18 protein-coding genes are annotated in these 20,702 nt (G+C 55.3%); 7 read left to right on the top strand and 11 right to left on the bottom strand.

Annotation, left to right across the window (positions count from 1 at the left end; genetic code table 11):
* Window positions 1–242: 242 nt before the first annotated feature.
* Window positions 243–1,973: a D-lactate dehydrogenase gene (gene dld / locus JJB97_RS02225; protein ID WP_238712175.1), complete on the top strand. Its 1,731-nt coding sequence runs from the start codon at window positions 243–245 to the stop codon at window positions 1,971–1,973.
* A 631-nt stretch (window positions 1,974–2,604) separates the two neighbouring features.
* On the opposite strand, the gene JJB97_RS02220 is transcribed toward dld, so the two are convergent.
* The 3 genes from JJB97_RS02220 to JJB97_RS02210 all read right to left on the bottom strand — a co-directional run bounded on the left by JJB97_RS02220 (window position 2,605) and on the right by JJB97_RS02210 (window position 5,587).
* A complete protein-coding gene (locus JJB97_RS02220; RefSeq protein ID WP_238712174.1) occupies window positions 2,605–3,747 on the bottom strand; it encodes an OmpA family protein in 1,143 nt (380 codons plus the stop codon).
* A gap of 165 nt (window positions 3,748–3,912) precedes the next feature.
* Window positions 3,913–4,830, bottom strand: coding sequence for a D-alanyl-D-alanine endopeptidase (pbpG, locus tag JJB97_RS02215; protein ID WP_238712173.1), 918 nt, complete (start codon window positions 4,828–4,830; stop codon window positions 3,913–3,915).
* A 169-nt stretch (window positions 4,831–4,999) separates the two neighbouring features.
* Window positions 5,000–5,587 (bottom strand): Yip1 family protein, encoded by a 588-nt coding sequence (locus JJB97_RS02210; protein WP_238712172.1) that lies wholly within the window; start codon window positions 5,585–5,587, stop codon window positions 5,000–5,002.
* A 180-nt stretch (window positions 5,588–5,767) separates the two neighbouring features.
* Between JJB97_RS02210 and JJB97_RS02205 the strand changes: the two genes are divergently transcribed.
* On the top strand, window positions 5,768–6,355 hold the full coding sequence (locus tag JJB97_RS02205; protein ID WP_238712171.1) for a DedA family protein: 588 nt from the start codon (window positions 5,768–5,770) through the stop codon (window positions 6,353–6,355).
* 46 nt (window positions 6,356–6,401) lie between these two features.
* On the opposite strand, the gene JJB97_RS02200 is transcribed toward JJB97_RS02205, so the two are convergent.
* Window positions 6,402–6,572 (bottom strand): hypothetical protein, encoded by a 171-nt coding sequence (locus JJB97_RS02200; RefSeq protein ID WP_238712195.1) that lies wholly within the window; start codon window positions 6,570–6,572, stop codon window positions 6,402–6,404.
* Window positions 6,569–7,504, bottom strand: coding sequence for a tRNA dihydrouridine(16) synthase DusC (dusC, locus tag JJB97_RS02195; RefSeq protein WP_238712170.1), 936 nt, complete (start codon window positions 7,502–7,504; stop codon window positions 6,569–6,571). The genes JJB97_RS02200 and dusC overlap by 4 nt, the downstream gene beginning before the upstream one ends.
* Before the next feature lie 271 nt (window positions 7,505–7,775).
* On the opposite strand from dusC, the gene JJB97_RS02190 reads away from it, so the two are divergent.
* The 4 genes from JJB97_RS02190 (at window position 7,776) to sanA (ending at window position 10,749) form a co-directional block, all read left to right on the top strand.
* Window positions 7,776–8,180 (top strand): CidA/LrgA family protein, encoded by a 405-nt coding sequence (locus JJB97_RS02190; RefSeq protein ID WP_238712169.1) that lies wholly within the window; start codon window positions 7,776–7,778, stop codon window positions 8,178–8,180.
* Window positions 8,173–8,868, top strand: a complete 696-nt coding sequence (locus JJB97_RS02185) for a CidB/LrgB family autolysis modulator (protein ID WP_238712168.1) — start codon at window positions 8,173–8,175, stop codon at window positions 8,866–8,868. Before JJB97_RS02190 ends, JJB97_RS02185 begins: the two co-directional genes overlap by 8 nt.
* A gap of 127 nt (window positions 8,869–8,995) precedes the next feature.
* On the top strand, window positions 8,996–9,880 hold the full coding sequence (gene cdd, locus JJB97_RS02180; RefSeq protein ID WP_238712167.1) for a cytidine deaminase: 885 nt from the start codon (window positions 8,996–8,998) through the stop codon (window positions 9,878–9,880).
* Window positions 9,881–10,002: 122 nt separating this feature from the next.
* Window positions 10,003–10,749, top strand: a complete 747-nt coding sequence (gene sanA, locus JJB97_RS02175) for an outer membrane permeability protein SanA (protein WP_238712166.1) — start codon at window positions 10,003–10,005, stop codon at window positions 10,747–10,749.
* A 447-nt stretch (window positions 10,750–11,196) separates the two neighbouring features.
* On the opposite strand, the gene yeiB is transcribed toward sanA, so the two are convergent.
* Together yeiB and folE are read right to left on the bottom strand one after the other, a co-directional pair.
* The gene (gene yeiB, locus JJB97_RS02170; protein WP_238712165.1) at window positions 11,197–12,330 is read right to left on the bottom strand and encodes a DUF418 domain-containing protein YeiB; all 1,134 of its coding nucleotides are present in this window, start codon (window positions 12,328–12,330) and stop codon (window positions 11,197–11,199) included.
* A 21-nt stretch (window positions 12,331–12,351) separates the two neighbouring features.
* Complete coding sequence (gene folE, locus JJB97_RS02165) at window positions 12,352–13,020, bottom strand: GTP cyclohydrolase I FolE (protein ID WP_238712164.1); 669 nt, start codon at window positions 13,018–13,020, stop codon at window positions 12,352–12,354.
* A 254-nt stretch (window positions 13,021–13,274) separates the two neighbouring features.
* On the opposite strand from folE, the gene fghA reads away from it, so the two are divergent.
* Window positions 13,275–14,111 carry an S-formylglutathione hydrolase gene (gene fghA, locus JJB97_RS02160; protein ID WP_238712163.1) on the top strand — a complete coding sequence of 279 codons (837 nt, stop codon included), beginning with the start codon at window positions 13,275–13,277 and terminating at the stop codon, window positions 14,109–14,111.
* Here the strand turns inward: fghA and JJB97_RS02155 are convergent.
* From JJB97_RS02155 to yieE, 4 genes are all read right to left on the bottom strand, one after another.
* Window positions 14,108–15,049 carry an EamA family transporter gene (locus JJB97_RS02155; protein ID WP_238712162.1) on the bottom strand — a complete coding sequence of 314 codons (942 nt, stop codon included), beginning with the start codon at window positions 15,047–15,049 and terminating at the stop codon, window positions 14,108–14,110. The genes fghA and JJB97_RS02155 overlap by 4 nt on opposite strands.
* Before the next feature lie 581 nt (window positions 15,050–15,630).
* Window positions 15,631–17,619: a catecholate siderophore receptor CirA gene (gene cirA, locus JJB97_RS02150; protein WP_238712161.1), complete on the bottom strand. Its 1,989-nt coding sequence runs from the start codon at window positions 17,617–17,619 to the stop codon at window positions 15,631–15,633.
* Window positions 17,620–18,060: 441 nt separating this feature from the next.
* The gene (locus tag JJB97_RS02145; RefSeq protein WP_238712160.1) at window positions 18,061–19,530 is read right to left on the bottom strand and encodes an amino acid permease; all 1,470 of its coding nucleotides are present in this window, start codon (window positions 19,528–19,530) and stop codon (window positions 18,061–18,063) included.
* A 181-nt stretch (window positions 19,531–19,711) separates the two neighbouring features.
* Window positions 19,712–20,584, bottom strand: coding sequence for a DNA-binding transcriptional regulator YeiE (gene yieE / locus JJB97_RS02140; RefSeq protein ID WP_238712159.1), 873 nt, complete (start codon window positions 20,582–20,584; stop codon window positions 19,712–19,714).
* Window positions 20,585–20,702: the final 118 nt, after the last annotated feature.

Genomic DNA, 20,702 nt, shown 5'->3' with positions numbered 1-20,702 from the left:
GACCGGCTGCTGGCCGCTTACTCCTTTAATAAGAAACGCAGTTTGCCACAAGCTATAGCGCTGATGAATTGAAACAGGCTGTTATGTCGTTTATTTTCTTCCCCCTGAGGCGCTTTTCAGCGCTATGCTTAGCGCTGCCACGGCCAGGCGCGCCGACAGGCCGAAATAAAAGCAAACAAATGAACCGGCCATATGGACCAGGCCCTCGATATGCATACTTTTTCCACCATAAGGAATGGACCATGTCCCGCAATTTGAATAACAACAGTGCAGCACTGATAAATGAGCTCTCCCGCCTTGTCGGCCAGGCGCACGTTCTGACTGAGCCGGCTAAGACAGCACGCTACCGCCGCGGCTTTCGCTCCGGAGAAGGCGATGCGCTGGCGGTTGTTTTCCCCGGCACCCTGCTGGAACTCTGGCGCGTGCTGAGCGCCTGCGTTGAGGCCGATAAAATTATCCTGATGCAGGCGGCAAACACCGGCCTTACGGAAGGCTCCACGCCTAACGGCCGCGATTACGATCGTGAGATAGTCATTATCAGCACGCTGCGGCTGGACAAGCTGCAGCTTCTGGATAACGGCGAACAGGTGCTGGCCTTCCCCGGCACTACGCTTTATACCCTGGAAAAAGCGCTGCGCCCGCTGGGACGCGAACCGCATTCGGTGATTGGCTCGTCGTGCATCGGCGCGTCGGTAATCGGCGGTATCTGCAACAATTCCGGCGGCTCGCTGGTGCAGCGCGGCCCGGCCTATACCGAAATGGCGCTATTCGCGCGTATTGACGAAAACGGCAAACTGCAACTGGTAAACCATCTCGGCATTGAGCTGGGCGCCACGCCCGAGCAGATCCTAAGCCGCCTGGACGACGAGCGCGTGCGCCCGGAAGATATTCGCCATGACGAGCGCCTGGCATCGGCTAATGACTACGTAGCGCGCGTGCGCGATGTGGACGCGGATACGCCATCACGCTACAACGCCGACCCGACACGTCTGTATGAAGCGTCAGGCTGCGCGGGCAAACTCGCGGTCTTTGCCGTGCGACTCGACACGTTCCCCGCAGAAAAAGAGCAGGCGGTATTTTATATCGGCACAAACCAGCCGCAGGTGCTTACCCAAATCCGCCGCCATATCCTCTCCACGTTCAAAAACGTACCGATCGCAGGCGAATATATGCATCGCGATATCTATGATATTGCTGAGCGATACAGCAAAGATACGTTCCTGATGATCGACAAGCTCGGCACCGACAGAATGCCGTTTTTCTTTACGCTAAAGGGGCGCGCCGATGCGCTGCTGGAGCGCGTGCCGTTTGTGAAGCCGCACTTTACCGATCGATTTATGCAAAATATCAGCAAGCTGTTCCCTTCCCATCTGCCGGCGCGTATGAAGGCCTGGCGCGAAAAATATGAGCATCACCTGCTGCTGAAAATGTCCGGCGACGGTATTGCCGAAGCGCAAGCGTGGCTGAGTGAGTTCTTTAAAGACGCCGACGGCGATTTCTTCGCCTGTACGCCAGAGGAAGGCGCCAAAGCGTTTCTGCACCGCTTCGCCGCAGCCGGCGCCGCCGTGCGCTACCATGCGGTGCATGCCGATGAAGTAGAAGATATTCTGGCGCTGGATATCGCTCTGCGCCGCAACGATCGGGAGTGGTACGAAACGCTGCCCGCCGATATCAACGATAAGCTGGCGCACAAACTCTATTACGGCCATTTTCTGTGCCACGTATTCCATCAGGACTACATTGTGAAAAAAGGCGTGGATGTCCATGCGCTAAAGGCGCAGATGCTGGCGCTGCTGCGCGAGCGCGGCGCGCAATATCCTGCCGAGCATAACGTCGGGCATATCTATGAAGCGCCGGAAACGTTAAAAACGTTTTATAAATCAAACGACCCGACCAACAGCATGAACCCCGGTATCGGTAAAACCAGCAAGCTTAAATATTGGGGTGAATGCGGCTGCGGTGAAAAGCATTAAGCCAGGCGGAATTACCCTGACGCGTAATGCCCGACCGATAAGTCTGTTTATGTCCTGTTAATACAAAAGCACGCCATGCAGAGGCCCGTAACCGGGCCTCTGAGACTGCTGACAAACCCCATCCTGTCGCGTACAGGATGGACGAAATACAGTAAAAAATAAGGAAAATCAATGCATTGATTTTCACCTGCTTACCATAAAGAAGGAAAAACCCCGTTTTTTCCTTCTTTGTCAACAATTTGAGAGGCCCGTATCCGGGCCTCTTTTCTTTTTATTTGACCCGCATCCCTGTTCGCTTTTAACGCATGCAGGCTTACCGTTTAGCGGCTGTCGGGCGCTGAAACCCGCGAAACGCAGACAAAGACAAAGTAAGGCGACCGGGGGAGTTGAAGCGAAACAAGACAGGAGTGATGAGCGGATGGTGAGCGCGCCGCAAAGCGGCGATGCCTTTGCTGTATCGCAGGCGTTTGTCAGGCAGGCTGCGGCGGCCCGCTTTGTCCGTTCACCGTTGATGACGATCCTTTTGTCATCGACGTTGCGGTGAACGGACATCCGCTTAACCTTAATATGGCCGGCATTAGGCACAGCGCGCTCTAATTTAATATCACGAGCTATGCCCGACGCGGAAAAATTATTTCTCCGTAACGTTAATATCGATACGGCGGTTGCGGGCGCGATTCTCAGCGGTATCGTTTGGTACAATCGGATGCGCAGAGCCATAACCTTTAGCCGTAATGCGATCCGGCGATACGCCGCGCTCAATTAACGCCAGGCGCACGGAATCGGCGCGCTGTTGGGATAATTTCATATTGATTTCATCCGTGCCGGTATTATCCGTATAGCCGCCAAGTTTAATTTTCACGGTATCCCAGGCGCGCAGGATATTGGCAATATTATTAAGCTGCTCTTCAGACTGCGGCTCCAGTTGGGCGCTGTTGGTTTTGAACACCAGGCGGTCAAAGGAGAACCACAGATCTTTACTGACCGGATCGCCGCTTTCAATATGGGCAATAAGGTGATTCTCAATGCCGTTTTTGGGGATATCCAGCGTCACGTCGTTCGGCAGACGTTTTTTGAAAAATTCGCCCAGGTCTATCTTCGGCATTGACCAGTTGGTTGTCGTATCCGCAGCCGGCGTCGTTGCGCTGGCGGGAGTCGCTTGCTCACGGGTATTGCAGGCGCGCAGCAGTAAAAACGCCAGCAACAGCAGCAGAATCAGCAAAATCCACGGCCAGAATTTACGGCGCTTCACCGGCGACGCAGGCGTCGGGGTTTTAACAGCAGCAGCGGCGGGTTCTGCGCCGAGGGTGGCCGGCGCCGCCGCACGCAGTTCCGGCAGTTGCGATTCCAGCCAGCCGACCAGCGAAACGGACTGCGCGTTGCGGTTACGCAAATACTTGCCAGCAATACCCAGTACAATGCTGCCCGCCACGCTCAGTAGCGAAATGGCTTTCTCTTTATTGATCTTTAACGACGATGCGATAGTTTCAATTGTTTCGCTGGTGCGATTATTTAATACGGCAGAAAGTAGCTGCGGCAAACCGGCTGTTACAAGCGTATTCAAAGCAGATGTGGAAAACTCCGGAACATCATGTAATTTTCTTAAAAAGTCGGCAGGATAATTCCCGCTCTTGAGATAATTATAAAGCTGGGCGATTAATATCGGACACAGCTGCGGCAGCGAGGCTGCAGCGCTGTCGCCCAGTTCCGTCGCAAGTATTTCTTTTGTTTGCGGACTAAAAACATCCGTAATTTGCTTCAATACACCGTCCATGTTAACTCCACTTTTTATTAATCCTACAAGCCGGTTAATAATCACCGGGGGCAGGATAATATCACCAGATGAATTAAACGCAAAACCGCGTATTTTCATTTGGCGCCGTGAGGTGTAAAGAGAAGCCAGGCGCGCATTCGCCCACGCGCCTGTCAACAGAAAGCATTAATCGTTACTGGCGGTTAACTGCCCTGCGCGCTCGCGTTTATAAGCCAGCGCAGAGGCCGGTACGGGTTTTATTTCACCCGTTTCAAGCCAGGTACGCAGGCGGCTGGCATCGGCAAAGTGGGTATATTTGCCAAACGCGTCCATCACTACCAGCGCAACGGGACGCTGGTTAATAACCGTACGCATCACCAGGCAATGACCTGCAGCGTTGGTAAAACCGGTTTTGGTTAACTGGATATCCCAGTTGTCGCGGTAGACAAGATGGTTGGTATTACGAAAAGGCAGCGTGTACGCCGGTTTACTGAACGTCGCCATATTTTCGCGCGTCGTGCTGAGCTGGCCGAGAAGCGGATACTGTCTGGTGGCCATCAGCAATTTAATCAGATCCCGGGCGGTGGAGACATTCTGCGCCGACAACCCCGTCGGCTCCACGAAGCGCGTGTGGGTCATTCCCAGCGCCCGGGCTTTGGCATTCATGGCACGGATAAACGCGTCGTATCCCCCCGGATAATGATGGGCCAGGCTCGCCGCCGCGCGGTTTTCCGAAGACATCAACGCCAGTAGCAGCATGTCATGGCGGCTGATTTCGCTGTTCAGGCGCACACGCGAATAAACCCCCTTCATTTCCGGCGTGCGGCTGATATCAACGCTTATTTTTTCATCAAGCGGTTGATGCGCGTCAAGCACCACCAACGCGGTCATCAGCTTGCTGATAGAAGCAACGGGTCGCACAAGATCGGGGTGGCTGGAATACAAAACCTCATGAGTGCTGAGGTCGACTATCATGGCGCTGCCTGCGGCAATCTGGGGTTGGGCGACGCTTGCGGCAACGTCTTGTACCGCCGCCGCGCCGGGCGCAGGCGGCAACGCGCACAGCAGCGCCAGGCTAAGAAAAAAAACAGGAAATTTCGGCATAGACGGATCTCAATCCATTCACTCAAATGATAATATTTTCCGCCCCGCAAACCTGAAAACGAATGGAAGCAGTCGCCGGGCATGATACTCTGCGGCCAGGCCCTGCTGCCACAGGATTAACGTGACCAAATGCTGCGGCGCTGCAAAAAAGCCAGCGCCGCAGCGGTTTTTAGAATAATCGGTATCCGTATCCCCAAAGGATCACGGTTAACGCCAGCAGCACTTCCAGCACCAGCACGCCGATGGCAAGCGTTGAGCTGGAAAAACTTATCCCCTCATCGCGGGATATATCCAGAAAGGTAGGTATTCCCACATACAATAAATAACCGGTATAAAACAACGCCAGCGTGCCCACCAGCGCGCAGAACCATACCAGCGGATAAAGCGCGACAACCCCGCTCAAAAACAGCGGTGTCGCCACATACCCGGCAAACACCATACAGCGCCCCAGCGACGGCCTTTGCGGATAGTTACGCGCCATCCAGTGAATAACGTAGCCCATCACAGCAACGCCGCCGAGCATCAGAGCATAAAACAGCACTGCCAGCCCCAGCCCTGTCCATAAAGAGAGCTTCACAACCGCCCCGTCGCCAAAATTCCAGCCTATTTGCGTGGTACCAATGAATGCGCAAATAACGGGTATCGCGGCAAGTAACAGCACATGGTGGCTGTAGTGATGAGTAACGGTTTCATTTTCACGTTTAATCGCCTGCATTTCACGGTTGGGATGGGAGAACAATCCCCAAACATGGTTCATACAACCTCCTCATCGGCAGAAAAGCGTAAAAACCCACATATGAGCAAGTATAATTCACCGCTGCCTTTTAGCAGGTCTGGCGCGTATTTTTTAGCCTCGATGGCGCTCCCAAAGTAAAGTGACTGTGACAAACAGCATGTATGCTTAGGGAATAGCCTGCTGAAGAGAACGTTATCAACCATGGATATCAATAGCCTGATTGAACACTATGGATATGCCGCGCTGGTCGTGGGCAGCATCGCAGAAGGGGAAACCATAACCCTGCTCGGCGGCGTGGCGGCTCATCAGGGTCTACTGAAATTCCCGCTGGTTATCGCGGCTGTCGCGCTGGGCGGTATGACAGGCGATCAGGTTCTTTACTTCATTGGCCAGCGCTTTGGCGTCTCGCTGCTCAAACGCTTTACCCGCCATCAAAAGCACATTGCCCGCGCGCGCAAAATGATTAACCGCCACCCGTGGCTGTTTGTCATAGGTGTCCGTTTTATGTACGGTTTTCGTATTGTTGGGCCAGTTTTGATTGGCGCCAGCCGGCTGCCGCCGGGGATTTTTTTGCCGCTCAATATACTGGGCGCCATCCTCTGGGCAACGCTTTTTTCCACGCTGGGCTATGCAGGCGGTGAGCTGATTGCGCCGTGGCTGCACAGCGTGGATAAACACATTAAGCAGCTTATCTGGCTGGCGCTGGCCGTTGCGCTGGTAGCGGCGGCGCGCTACTGGCTGAAGCGACGCGCGCGCCATAACAGCAAAGAAAACCGTTCGGGCCGATAAGCAGGCGCTATCGTCTGATGCCCGCCTGAACGGCGAGACAAGCGCCTTACCTTTTCAGATTCGCGCCGTTGCTGGCAATGACGTCACGATACCAGTTAAAGCTTTTCTTGCGCGTGCGCGCCAGCGTGCCGTTGCCGCTGTCGTCACGATAAACTTGACAACTTTTCTTCCCTAAAGAATGGGGATTACGGCGCATCGGATAAAACTCGCCCGTCATCCCGCGCGGGCAATCCTCTGCGCCACTGCGCAGGAGGTTTGACAGGCGCGCACCTGCGCAAACAGATCGCTGGCTTCTGAATAGGCTTTACGTAAGTAACCCAGCCACTGCTTGATGCGCGCCAGATGATACAAACCGGTATCGCCCTGTTTTTCAAGGCGCGTGTACTTTTGCAACAGGCTAATAACCTCGCGCCACGGCATCGGCGGTTCGTTATACTTCACCACCCGACTCAGGTTCGGCACACTGAGCGCGCCGCGGCCAATCATCAGCGCATCACAGCCTGTTGCGGCCAGGCACGCCTGCCCGCTGCGCCAGTCACGGATTTCTCCATTAGCAATAACCGGTATAGCCAGCCGGGCGCGGATCTCGCCAATCGCAGCCCAGTTAATACACTCGGGGCGATAGCCGTCTTCTTTAGTACGGCCATGGACAACCAGCTCGCTCGCCCCTGCCTGCTGCGCCGCATCGGCAATTTCAAAACAGCGCGTGCAGCTATCCCAGCCAAGGCGTACTTTCACCGTTACCGGCAAATGGGCAGGCACGGCGGCACGCATTGCCTTCACGCCCTGATAAATGAGCGCCGGATCTTTGAGCAACGTGGCGCCGCCGCCGCTGCCGTTAACCACCTTAGACGGGCAGCCGCAGTTAAGATCCACGCCCCAGGAACCAAGCGCCACAGCGCGGGCGGCATTTTCCGCCAGCCAGCCTGGGTGCTGGCCCAGCAACTGGATACGCACCGGCGTACCGGACGGCGTGCGGCTCTGGTTATGCAATTCCGGGCAGAGCCGATAGAAGGATTTTTCAGGCAGCAGCTTATCCACCACGCGCAAAAACTCGGTAATACACACATCGTAATCGTTTACTTCACTTAGCAGTTCGCGCACCAAAGGATCGAGTACCCCTTCCATCGGCGCCAGTAATACGCGCATTCGCCACATCCGTTAAAAAAAGAGGCGCTATGTTAACGTCTCTTGTCAGCCGGATAAAGCGCCGTAAGCCAACGCCTGCGGCGATTTTTTTATCCTTACGCGGGCGCCTGAGAGGGCAAGCTTTACTCGCGGCGATTTAACTGCCCAGCGATACTATTTCCCGCTACAGTCATAAGAGTAATCGCAATGATGCTGTTATTTCATGTTGCGATCGGTAGCACAGTATCCGCTTTAATTGTATGATAAATGCGTTTCCCAGAGGATAAACGCTATGCGCAAACTATTGCTCCTTGTCTGGCACTATATACGGGCTTTTTTAGTGATTTACGCCTGCTTATATGCCGGTACCGGCCTTGCTGCAATACTGCCTGTCACCATACCCGGCAGTATTATCGGCATGCTGCTTCTCTTTTTACTGCTGTCGCTACAAATTCTGCCAGCGCAATGGGTTAAGCCCGGTTGCCACCTTCTTATCCGCTATATGGCGCTCCTTTTTGTGCCGGTTGGCGTTGGTGTAATGAAGTATTACGATCTGCTAAGCGCGCAGTTTGGCCCGCTTGTGGTTTCCTGCACTGTCAGTACGCTGGTGGTGCTCGCTGCGGTGAGCTTTCTCTCCCACCGGGTGCATGGCGAGCGCAGCATTGCTGGGCAAAGCGAGGTTAAGAGGAATGATTGAAAATATCGGGTGGTCGCTGCCTTTAACGCTGGTTGTTTTCTTCGCTGCGCGTCGCCTTGGCGGCTGGCTGAAAACCCCTCTACTCAATCCGCTGCTGGTATCAATGGCGGTGATTATTCCGCTACTGGTCTTTAGCGGCATCAGCTATGAGCGCTATTTTAGCGGCAGCAAAGCGCTTAACGATCTGTTGCAGCCCGCCGTGGTCGCCCTTGCCTTTCCGCTTTACGAACAGCTTCACCAGATTCGCGCACGCTGGAAATCCATCATTATCATTTGCCTTATCGGTAGCCTTCTGGCGATGTTAACTGGCACAACGCTTGCGTTGCTGCTGGGCGCCACACCGCAAATTGCCGCATCCGTCATGCCCAAATCCGTCACCACGCCAATTGCGATGGCGGTAAGCGGTAGTATCGGCGGCATCCCGGCTATCAGCGCTGTATGCGTTATTTACGTTGGCATACTTGGCGCGGTGACAGGCCACAGCCTGCTGAATATTATGCGTATCCGCACAAAAGCCTCCCGCGGGCTGGCGATGGGCACTGCATCCCACGCCCTGGGAACCGCACGCTGCGCGGAACTGGATTATCAGGAAGGAGCGTTTGGATCGCTGGCGCTGGTTATCTGCGGCATTATTACCTCGCTGCTGGCGCCATTACTGTTCCCGCTCATCATGGCGCTGGCGGCGTAAATCAGACCCACACCTCATAAAAATGCAATAAAATACATTTATTACATACAAAATGTTATATTAATCACAAATTACGCTCTGTTCGCACTGTCAATTGGTGCTCCCGTAAACCGATTTGAGGCCCGCCATGCATCCACGTTTTCAGAACGTCTTTGCACAACTTCCCGCAAGCCTACAAGCTGCGCTGCGCCCGTTGCTTAGCGTTAACGCTTTTCCCGCAATGCTAAGCGCCGCAGAAGGGGTATCGCTCAGGCAGCAGACCGGTATGGACGAGGCCACGCTTACCTTTTCCCTGCTCCCGCTTGCCGCCGCCTGCGCCCGCCCGTCTATCTCCCGTTTTCAGGTGGGGGCCATCGCCCGTGGCGTGAGCGGCAACCTCTATTTCGGCGCGAATATGGAATTCCCCGGCACCACGCTCCAGCAAACGCTTCATGCCGAGCAGAGCGCCGTAAGCCATGCCTGGCTACGCGGCGAAAAACAACTGACCGCTATTACTGTCAACTACACACCGTGCGGCCACTGCCGTCAGTTTATGAACGAACTTAACAGCGGCACCCGGCTACTCATCAACCTGCCCGGCCGGCCGCCATCCACGCTTGGCGATTATTTGCCGGATGCCTTTGGCCCGGGCGATTTGAACATCAAAACGCGCCTGCTGGATGAAGAATGCCACCGCTTCACCCTACAGGGCGATACGCTAACCCAGGCCGCCATCGCCGCCGCAAACCGCAGCCACGCCCCCTACAGTAACGCGCCGTCCGGCATGGCGCTGGAAATGAAAGACGGTACAATCTTCAGCGGCAGCTATGCTGAAAACGCCGCCTATAATCCGTCGCTGCCGCCGCTGCAGGCCGCGCTAAATCTGGCCTACCTGAGCGGCTACGAAAGCCAGGATATTTTGCGCGCGCTGCTGGCTGAACGCCCGGATGCCCCCCTCACCCAGTGGGAAACGAGCGTCGCGGTGCTACGCTCGCTTAACTGCCGCAGCATCGATCGCGTGCTGCTGAACTAAGGCCGCCGGCTGACTGGCGAAACGGCGAAATTTGCCGCATTTACGCGGCGTACGGTTGCGTGGCTTCGGTGGATAAAGTAGCCTTGGGTGAAAATTTTTTCTATTGCCGAGCCTGAGAAGCCATGTTGAAGCGTCTGTTCTACAGCCTGCTGATAATTATCGGCCTGATGCTGTTATCAGCGCTGGCGCTTGACCGCTGGATGAGCTGGAAAACCGCGCCCTACGTTTACGATGAAATTCAGGACTTACCCTGGCGGCAGGTGGGCGTGGTGCTCGGCACCGCCAAGTATTATCGCGCCGGGGCGATTAATCAGTACTATCGTTATCGCATTCAGGGGGCGATTAACGCCTATAACAGCGGCAAGGTGGATTATTTACTGCTAAGCGGCGACAACGCGCAACAGAGCTATAATGAGCCGAGAACGATGCGCCGCGATCTGATTGCCGCAGGCGTTAATCCTGCCGATATCGTGCTCGATTACGCAGGTTTTCGCACGCTGGACTCGATAGTGCGTACCCGCAAAGTCTTTGATACTAATGATTTCATCATCATCACTCAACGATTTCACTGCGAGCGTGCGCTGTTTATCGCGCTGCATATGGGCATCCAGGCCCAGTGTTACGCGGTGCCGTCACCGAAAAATATGCTAACGGTGCGCCTGCGTGAGTTTGGCGCCCGCCTCGGCGCGCTGGCCGATTTGTATGTTTTCAAGCGTGAACCACGTTTCCTCGGCCCGCTGGTGCCTATTCCGGCGCATAACGCGGTTCCGGAAAATACCCAGGGTTATCCGGCGGTAACGCCAGAGCAGCTTCTGGAATTGCAAAAGAGGCTGGAGAAGAAAGTCACCGGGGCGCAGGCTGCGCCCTGAAAGGCAGTACGCCGGTAAACCACGCCAGTGCCGCTACCCCGGGCAAAAACACATGCAATCAGCAATAACTTCTCTATTCGAACTAATGAAGGCTGTGCCGATACGCCATTATTAACATAATTTGCGTTAACGCGCTTTACCTGCCGTCAACTGCCCCACTGCCCTCTGCTGAAGTTTCACAGCGATAGCGATCGGGCCATAGTTAACAACCGTAAAGATAATTATCCCGCTCACCGCGCTAAAGCTAAACAATACGCTTGCCGATTATGCAACCTCACGCACGAGGCCATCTACAATCCCCCGCTGCCGGTTGCGCCCATCTCGCGCCACCCCGCATAAGGCGGCTATTCTGGCCGTGAGCCGCAAGGCCGCGTAAAACGCATAGCGCCGATGAAAACGGCCACAGCAACAGTGTGAACGGATGCAATTTAAATCGGGAGTATCACATTACAAAACAAAACGCGACGTCAGGCGGCGCCACAGCCATTCCACCGGCCCCTGGCGAAACCGCCTGAGCCACAGCGTGGAAAAAAGGAGGTTTATCGTCCACACAACGGGGACAAAGATCAACAGCGTCGGGCGGTCGTACTGCATAAACAGACCGATACGCCAGAACAGCGTGGTGCAGATAAGCGTTTGCAGCAAATAATTCGTCAGCGCCATGCGGCCTACGCAGACTACTGCGGTTGCCAGCCTCAGACGCGCCAGCGCCGGCCAGTAACCGAACGCCAGCGCCGCGTAGCCTGTCGCCTGGAACGGCGCGCTCACCTCACGCGGCGCCTGGAGCAAAAATGCGCACCAGCGATAGTCCCATTGCAACCACCACTGGGCGGCGACAGCGGGAAGATTAATGGCGAAACCCAACGCCACCAACAGCCAGCCGCTGCGCCGGTAGTGACGCTGGCTGTAACGCCCCTGTAGCCAGCCGCTGCGCATCAGCGCCGCGCCAAGCAGCATCATACCCGCTAGCTGCCAGCCGTACTGCACCCCCAGCGCCATAAGGCTATCAGCGAGCATGGACAACCGCGCCTGCATTGCCGCAGCTCCGCCGCCATGCCGCCAGAGCTGCTCAAGTTGAACCTCAGAGGCATCCGGCGTCCAGGCGCGGCTGGTGCCGTCACCCTGAATCAGCCCCAGCAACACCAGCATACCGACGCCCACAAGATACAGCAGCACGCCGGTATTAAAGAGCTGTTTAATATCGTGAGCATCGCGCACCATGCGCCAGCAAATCAGGCCCACCAGCCCATAGGCCAGCAGGATATCGCCCTCCCACAGCAGCAGCGCATGCAAAAAACCCAACAGCGCCAGCAGGCTCAGGCGCACCTGAATCCAGCGTTTTCCGCGCTTAAGCAGCATTTGCAGGCCTGCGCCGAACAGCAGCGCAAAGAGGGTGAGGAATTTAACCTGCGCAACCAGGTCAAGCAACGCCCAGGTTAAGGCGTCACGCAGCGTGGGGCTCCCATACCAGGCAGGATTGAGGTAAGCCGCCTTCGGCAGGCCGAAGGCGAAAATATTTAAAAGCAGGATACCGAGAATCGCAGTACCGCGAATAAAATCCAGTGTAACGTTTCTCTCCATGCGCTCCTGCCCAACGGTGGTTTAACTGTGGTGGCGAACGGCGCGCAAAAACTCCTGGCGCGTATTCTGGCTTGATTTGAACAGGCCGCCCAGCGAAGTGGTAGTAGTGGCGCTGGTGGCATCGCGAATCCCGCGCGCCTTCACGCAATAATGAACAGCATCAATTGAAACCGCCACATTATTGGTGCCAAGCAGCGTTTGCAGCGCAATGAGTATCTGCTGTGTCAGCCGCTCCTGCACCTGCGGACGGCTGGCGAAAAACTGCACAATCCGGTTGATTTTTGACAGCCCTATGACTGAATCTTTCGGGATATACGCCACGGTAGCCTTTCCGTCGATAGTGACGAAATGGTGCTCACAGGTGCTGGTCAGCGTGATATCGCGCACCGTCACCATTTCGTCCACCTTCATTTTGTTCTCAATGACGGTGATTTTAGGAAAGTTGCCGTAATCAAGGCCGGAGAAGATTTCGTCAACGTACATTTTCGCAATGCGGTGCGGCGTCTCCATCAGGCTATCGTCGTTCAGATCGAGATTCAGCAGTTGCATAATTTCCGTCATATGGGCGGCAATGCGATGCTTGCGGGTTTCATTATCCATTTCAATAAGCGGCGGGCGCAGCGGCGTTTCAAGACCGCGCGCAACCAGCGCCTCATGAACCAGGGCTGCTTCTTTACTGAGTGACGACATTTTTCTCTCCTGCAGGTGTGGCGTTCTTTGCCCTGCATGGGGGCAAAGTAAGCGCTCATTGTGCGGCAGCAAACGCGCAGAATCCAGAGCCAGCGGCGATAATTACTGAAATTTCCCCGACTCCTGCGCGAACGCGAAGGTCAGGAAAGCGTGCCTCAAACGCCGGGCGTAAGAAAGTGAAACTGCGTCATCGACGGTGAAATTTTGCGCCACGCTGCTATCATGCGGCAACCTCCGGTGAATAAGGAAGCAAAATGGAAAAGATCGAAGAACACCGCTGTTTTGGCGGGCTGCAGCAGCGCTGGCGGCACAGCTCGACGGCGCTGGATTGTATGATGACATTCAGCATCTACCTGCCGCCCGCACACGAGGAAAACGCCCCACCGGTACTGTGGTGGTTTTCAGGCCTGACCTGCAACGATGAAAATTTCGCCGCTAAATCCGGCGCGCAACGCCTTGCGAGCGAACTGGGCATCGCGCTGGTCATGCCAGACACCAGCCCACGCGGCGAAGCGGTAGCCGACGACAACGCCTGGGATTTGGGTCAGGGCGCAGGCTTTTACCTTAACGCCACCCGGCAGCCCTGGGCTGCGCACTACCGCATGTATGATTACCTGCGCGATGAGCTGCCCACGCTGGTGGCGCGGCATTTCCCCGTGGGCGCAAAAAACGCCCTCTGCGGTCACTCTATGGGCGGGCATGGCGCACTACTGATGGCGCTGAAAAATCCCGGGCGCTACTGCTCAGCCTCCGCCTTTGCGCCTATAGTAAACCCCTCTCAGACGCCGTGGGGCGAGAAGGCGTTCAGCGCTTATCTTGGCGCGGATAAAGCGTCGTGGCATGCCTGGGATAGCTGTGAACTGCTGCTTCGGGCCCCGGATAGCGCAAAGCTGCCGATGTTGATTGACCAGGGCGACGCCGACGCTTTCCTCGCCGTGCAGCTACAGCCTGCGCGCTTTGCCGAAGCGGCGCGTAGCCGGGACTGGCCGCTGGAGCTGCGTATTCAGCACGGCTATGACCACAGTTATTACTTCATCGCCAGCTTCATTGAGGATCACCTGCGCTTTCACGCAGGCTACCTGTTTAATTAGTCTTGCGCGCCGCCGTCAACGCACGGCACGCCCTCCCGGCCATTGACGTGACGCCGGCGCGAATCAAGCGCAATCAGTATTACCGAAAATACGATAAGCAACGTGCCAAGCCAGTCTGGCAGGGTAAACGTCACGCCCAGCAACAGCAGTGAAAGCAGCGCGCTGCTAAGCGGTTCAGCGCAGCTCAGTATACTGGCGCGCGACCCGCCTATGACCTGAGCGCCTTTGAGATAGAGGCTAAAAGTAATCGCCGTACCGACTACCACTAAATAGAAAAACGCAAGCAGCACGCTGCCGCTGTTGACAAGCTCAATACGGCTTACGCCATAAAACGGCGTGAGCGTCAGGCCGCCGAGCAGCATACTCCAGCCCACCACCGGCAGTGTGCCGTAGCAGGCTATCAGCCCCGATGAGTAAGTCGTATAAAACGCAGCGCAGAACGCAGAAGCTATCCCCCAGAACAGCGCTGCGCCGGAAATCGTTAGCGAGGTGGGGTTAGCGTGGGTAACCAGCAGAAACGTTCCGGCCAACGAGGTCATAATAGCGGCAAAAACAAACGGGCCGGCGCGTTTCTTTCGCACCAGCGCAAACCAGGCCACGATGATAGACGGCGACAGAAACTGCAATACCGTCGCGGTGGCGGCATTAGAATTCTGAATGGTCAAAAGAAAAGTGAGCTGCACCAGCAGCGCGCCAAAAAAGGTAAACAGCAGCAGGCGGCGAATATCCCGCCAGGCAGTAAAGATGCGAAACACGCGCTCACCCTGCATAAATGAGAGCGTTAATAAAATCAGGCCGGAGAATAACAGCCGCACCATCGTCAGCCACTGTGCCGAGGCACGGCTGTTTTCCATAATATACTGGGCCGCCACGCCGGAGCTACCCCAGAGCACCGCCGCCAGCAGCACAAACAAAATACCCTTTTTAGTCTGCCCCATTGTTAACTCCAGTAATACTAAATACACATGGGTCCGCTGCGGCTATTTCACTGTCCGCGCAACGTCTCACTGCGGTTATTTGCCCGAATGGCTTTTTACGCCGGCCGGGCAGGAGCAGGCTATGGCCGCAACAACCGACTATTGCGGCGCCCGGTCTGATACATTCACGCCAGCCTGAAGGCCCTGGCAGGACATTTACCCCACAGGATGTACCACAGGGCGATAATACCCGAAAGCTGAGCGCATCGACACGCGCTTAACGCAATACGCGGCTCCCGGAAATAACGGCGCGGCCAGGCCCGCAACAGGATGTAATAGATGGAAGATTATTTACGTAAACCCGCGCAGATAATAAAAGCCGCCTCCACACAAAGCGCTCTGCTCTCCCAAACGCCGGGACAAACGATTCTGGCCCGTGACAACTGAAAAATAAATCAGTAAAATCAAAAGTTTGCATTTTAGCCGATCGCGCTAAAGCAGGCGAAACCACGCCTTGCCCGCTTTGGCGCCAAACGAAGAACCCCATGCAAAAAGCATGGGGCTTGCTAACCGTACAGGGCGGCTTACGCCCGGATAACCTGTTAAAAACGATAGTCTGCCGCGATAAAATAGCGACGCCCGTCTTCGTTATAGCTGTAGTCATCCCGGTTGAGGTCTTTATCCCCCAGATTCAGTACGCCAGCGCGCAGCTTCAGCGCTTTTGTCGCCTGCCAGGCCGCTCCCGTGTTCCACACGGTATAACCGCCTGGCGTTGGGTTGCCGCTGGTAGTGGTGCGCCGCTCGCCGGTGTAGTCGGCCTGTACATAGAACGTCCAGTCGGCAAACGCCAGCCAGTCCAGCGTGGCGTGCGCGTTATGGAACGGTAAATCCTCCAGAGGTTTATTGCCGCCGTTGCTCAGATTACGCCCGTCGGTATAGGTGTAGTTCAGCGTCAGTTTCCACTGCTCGTCAAACGGCACCTTCAGCTCAGTTTCCACACCGCGAATACGCGCTTTATCCACATTGTAATAATGGAAAGTCGGTTTACCATCAATAATGCCGACGAAATTAGGATAGCCTGGCGCCAGCCCGGCGTTAGCGGTGCGATTGATATTAATCATGTCGTCGATATTGTTCTGATAGGCGGTGACGCTTGCGGTTACGCCATCCAGCCAGCCCTCATCGCCCGCATAGTACAGACCCACCTCAAAACTTTCGCTGGTTTCCGGTTTTAAATCCGGGCTGCCGACAATTTTACAGGCGCCGCGACAGGAGTTGCTCTGCCAGTCCGGGCTCAGTTGCAGCAATGACGGCGCTTTAAACGCAGTAGCCCAGCCGCCCTTTAACGTCAGCGTGTCGGTGGCGTTATAAACCAGATACGCGCGCGGGCTCCAGTGCTCGCCATAGGTTTCATGATCGTCCATACGCAGTCCGGCGGTCAGCGCCAGCGGATCAAAAATGCGCCATTCATCTTCCACAAACAGCGCATATTGATTAGCCGACGTTTTGCTGCTGGTACCGCCGGTAATATTAACCGGATCGCTTAGCCTGTCGTTACGCCACTCACCGCCGAAGGTCAGCACCTGGTTGTATTCACTAAGCGCCAATCCCACCTTGCCATCGACCGTATTATTGCGCGAAACGATAGCCTTGCGGTTGCCGGGGTTGCGGTTATCGGTTTTATCGCCGTAAAAACGAAGCTCTGTGGTGCCAAAATCCCAGCGCCCGTTGTGTGACAGCGAATAGTTCTGCCTGTCCATGCGGTTTTTATCCAGCGAGTCAGACTCGCGATCCTGGCGGTCAAAACCGTAGGCCAGGGCGATATCCTGGCTCTGCGTGGGGGTCAGCGTAAACTCAACGTTACCGTTGCGTGAGGTATATCCCTCAATGCGCGGCGACTGGCCGCTGGCGCTGGCGGCAGAAGGCTGCTGAGCGTCTTTTTCCCGCTTACCCAGGCCGCCGTAGGCCTTCATGCCAAGCAGATCGTCAACCAGCGGGCCGGAGACAAAAAAGTTGCCGTTATAGCTGTCGCCGCGATCACGATGCTCCTGCACGGTGGTATCAGCGCTCAGCGTGCCGTGCCAGGCGCGCCCAACCTTGCGGGTAATAATATTGACCACGCCGCCCAACGCGTCGGAACCGTAAAGCGAGGACATCGGCCCGCGAACGACTTCAATACGCTCAATGGCGTCAACCGGCACCCAGTTCAGATCGAAATCATTATGGCGAAACAGCGCGTTACGCGAACTAACGCGTTTACCGTCCACCAGAATCAGGGTATAGCCGCTACTCAAACCACGAATACTTACGCCCTGGCGGTTATCGCCCTCGTTGGTCAACTGAATACCCGGCACATCTTTGAGCACATCTTTGAGGTTCTGTACCGGACGGCGTTGCAAATCTTCAGCGGTGATAACGCTAATGCTGGCAGGCGCATCCTTCAGGTTTTGTTCAACCGCGGAAGCGGTGACCACCATGACGTCCTCTTTACCATGACGCCCGGCATCGTTAACTGCCGCAGCCGCCGGCAGACTCAGAGATAACGCCGACAGGCACAGCCCTCCCCGGACCACAGAATTTAACCTAAACATTCCAATTCTCCATGAGATAACAAAATGAAATACTGCCCACACAGCAGATGCACCGATCGCGACATTGGCGGAGGTTGCGTTTTATACAGCGGAACATCCCCCCTTATCACCGCCGTCTCCCGGCCCTGCCGGCACAGGCGAACAGCAATTTCACACGCCCTGCGGCTGCATACTGCCGCAGGGCGTGTAAAGATAAGTGAGGAATAGTTGGCCTCCTGGCGCGCTGAGTTTCCTGTTTGATCAATTTGTGCAAACGATAAAGCAAATGATAATGGTTATCAATCAAATTGATATATAAAAGTAATTTTGCGCAGCGCAGTGGCCAACTTTTGAGTAAAAATACGCGGCGGGAAGGAATGCAGGGATAAAAAACGGCCCCGGAAAAGTCGCCTTTACCGGGGCCGCAAGCGCGTCAGCTAAGCCATATTCACGGCCCGGCAACTATTTCTGCATATGTTCGGGGAACGTCATTTCGCTATAGCGCACAAAACGCGAACCTTTAACGATTTTGTAGCCAAACCAGATAGCCAGGAACAGCGGAATGCCGATATAGGTTGCACACACGCCTACCCAGTCGATACGGTCAGCCAGGAATGCTTCATAATTCTGGCCCAGCGTAATAATAAGGCACAGCACGAAAGCGAAAATGGGACCAACCGGGAAGAAGCCTGAACGATACGGCAGATTACTGATATCGTTGCCCTGCAACACATAGCCGCGGCGAAAACGGTAATGACTGATAGCAATACCCAGCCAGGCGATAAAACCGGTCATCCCGGAAGTATTAAGCAGCCACAGGTAAACCGTCTGGTTGCCGAACATCGAAGTCAGAAAACACAGCGCTGCGACAACCGTTGTGGCATACAGCGCGTTGCGCGGCACGCCGCCTTTGGACAGCTTCGAGAAAATACGCGGCGCTTTACCGTCACACGCCAGCGTATAGAGCATACGCGTGGAAGCATACATGCCGGAATTACCCGCTGACAGCACCGCCGTAAGAATAACGGCGTTCATCACTGCCGCCGCCGATAACAGGCCTGCATGTTCAAACACAAGGGTAAACGGGCTGACGCTAATATCTTTAACATCATTACGCAGCAGGCTCGGATCGGTATACGGAATAATCAGGCTAATAATCAGAATCGCAAAGATATAAAACAGCAGGATGCGCCAGAACACCTGCCGCACCGCGCGGGGAATATTCTTCGCCGGATCGGCGGATTCGCCTGCGGCAATACCGATAAGCTCAGTGCCCTGGAACGAAAAACCGACGATCATCGCCACGCCTATCATCGCGGAGAAGCCGCCTGCAAAGGGCGCGTCGCCCACCGACCAGTTGCTCCAGCCCGCCGGCTGGCTGCCTTTAAAGATACCCATAATCATCAGCAGGCCGGTAATAATAAAGATAACGACGGTCGCCACTTTAATCAGGGAGAACCAGTATTCCGCCTCGCCGAAGCCTTTTACCGAAATATAATTGAGCAGGAACATAATACACAGGAAAAGCGCGCTCCAGATCCAGCCTGGCGCGTCCGGAAACCAGTAAGTCATCACCAGTTGCGCAGCCACCAGGTCAACGGCAATCGTGACCGCCCAGTTATACCAGTAGTTCCAGCCCAGTGCGAAGCCGAATCCCTCTTCTACATAATTCTGCCCATATGTGGCAAACGAACCGGAAACCGGCATATAAGCCGCCAGTTCGCCCAGGCTTGTCATCAGGAAATAAACCATCAGGCCGATAATAATATAGGAAAACAACGCGCCGCCGGGGCCTGCCTGAGAAATAGTTGCGCCGGAGGCAACGAAAAGCCCGGTGCCGATAGAACCGCCGATGGCGATCATCGTCAGATGGCGCGCCTTCAGTTCACGGCGCAGCCCGGAGGATGCTGTGTTGTTATTTTGAGAAACCATATAAAAATGCTGCTTATCCAAAAAATGAGGCGCGATTGTAGCAGAAACGCAGGCAGCCACTCGCCTGAAAAGCACGGTTATAAGAGAGCTTCATGATCGCCAGGCAATTATAAGCAACACCGCAAACCGCGAGTGAAGCTGAAAAAAACCTACCCTGCGTTAACAAAAACGGCGCACGGGGCTACGGCTGCGCTTCACAGTAGCGTAAAAAGCGCAGCAGCGCGCAGGAGAGATGCTTCTGGCAATGGTGGATTCGGTACAGCGTGCGCGTCAGGCGCGCCAGCGGCACGGGCACCTCCACCAGCGAACCGCTTTGTAACTGTTCGGCAATAACCCGACGCGACAGACAACTCACCCCAAGCCCGTGACGCACCGCGTGTTTAATCGCTTCTGAGTTTCCCAACTCCATCGCCAGGCGCAATCGCGGCAGCCGGGCCAACAGCAGATAATCGACAATTTCACGGGTGCCGGAACCCCGCTCACGCAAAATCCACGGCGCAGCGGCGAGGGTTTCCAGCGTCACCGGTACGTTAAGCAGCGCAGCGCCGGGCGCGGCAAATACCACCAGTTCATCTTCAAGCCAGGGTTCAGTAATGATAGCTACGTTATGGCACGGCCCTTCAATCAGGCCAATATCCACGCGAAAGTCCATGACCGCGTTGATCACCTCCTGGCTGTTGCCCACGCTCAACTCCAGCGGCAGAGCGGGAAAATCACGGCGATAATGGGCAATAACCTCAGGCAGAATATAGTTTCCGACAGTGCTGCTGGCATAAACGCGAACCGCGCCGTTATTATCGCAAAACAACTGTTCAATTTCCCCCGCCTGCTCCAGTAGCGCCACCGCCCGTGGATAAAGCAGCCTGCCGTGTTCATTTACCACCAGCCGTTTGCCGACGCGATCAAAAAGCTGCACGCCGAGCTGATTTTCCAGGTCAGCCAGCGCAGCGCTTACCGCCGATTGCGACAGCGCCAGTACTGGCGACGCCTGGGTAGTGGACCCCTTTTTCAGCACTTCAGCAAAAACCGCAAGCTGGCGCAAAGTGATATGCATCGGTTAACGCTCTTATTTCACCAAAGTCATCACGTTACCATTATTAGTGGTTAATGTTAAAATTATAAACGATTTTTTATTTATACCATCACCGTTTACCTGCCCGGTGAGTACCGCT

This window comes from Tenebrionibacter intestinalis (assembly GCF_016632365.1).
Classification (GTDB): Bacteria; Pseudomonadota; Gammaproteobacteria; order Enterobacterales; family Enterobacteriaceae; genus Tenebrionibacter; species Tenebrionibacter intestinalis.
This window is presented reverse-complemented; position numbering and strand designations above follow the sequence as displayed.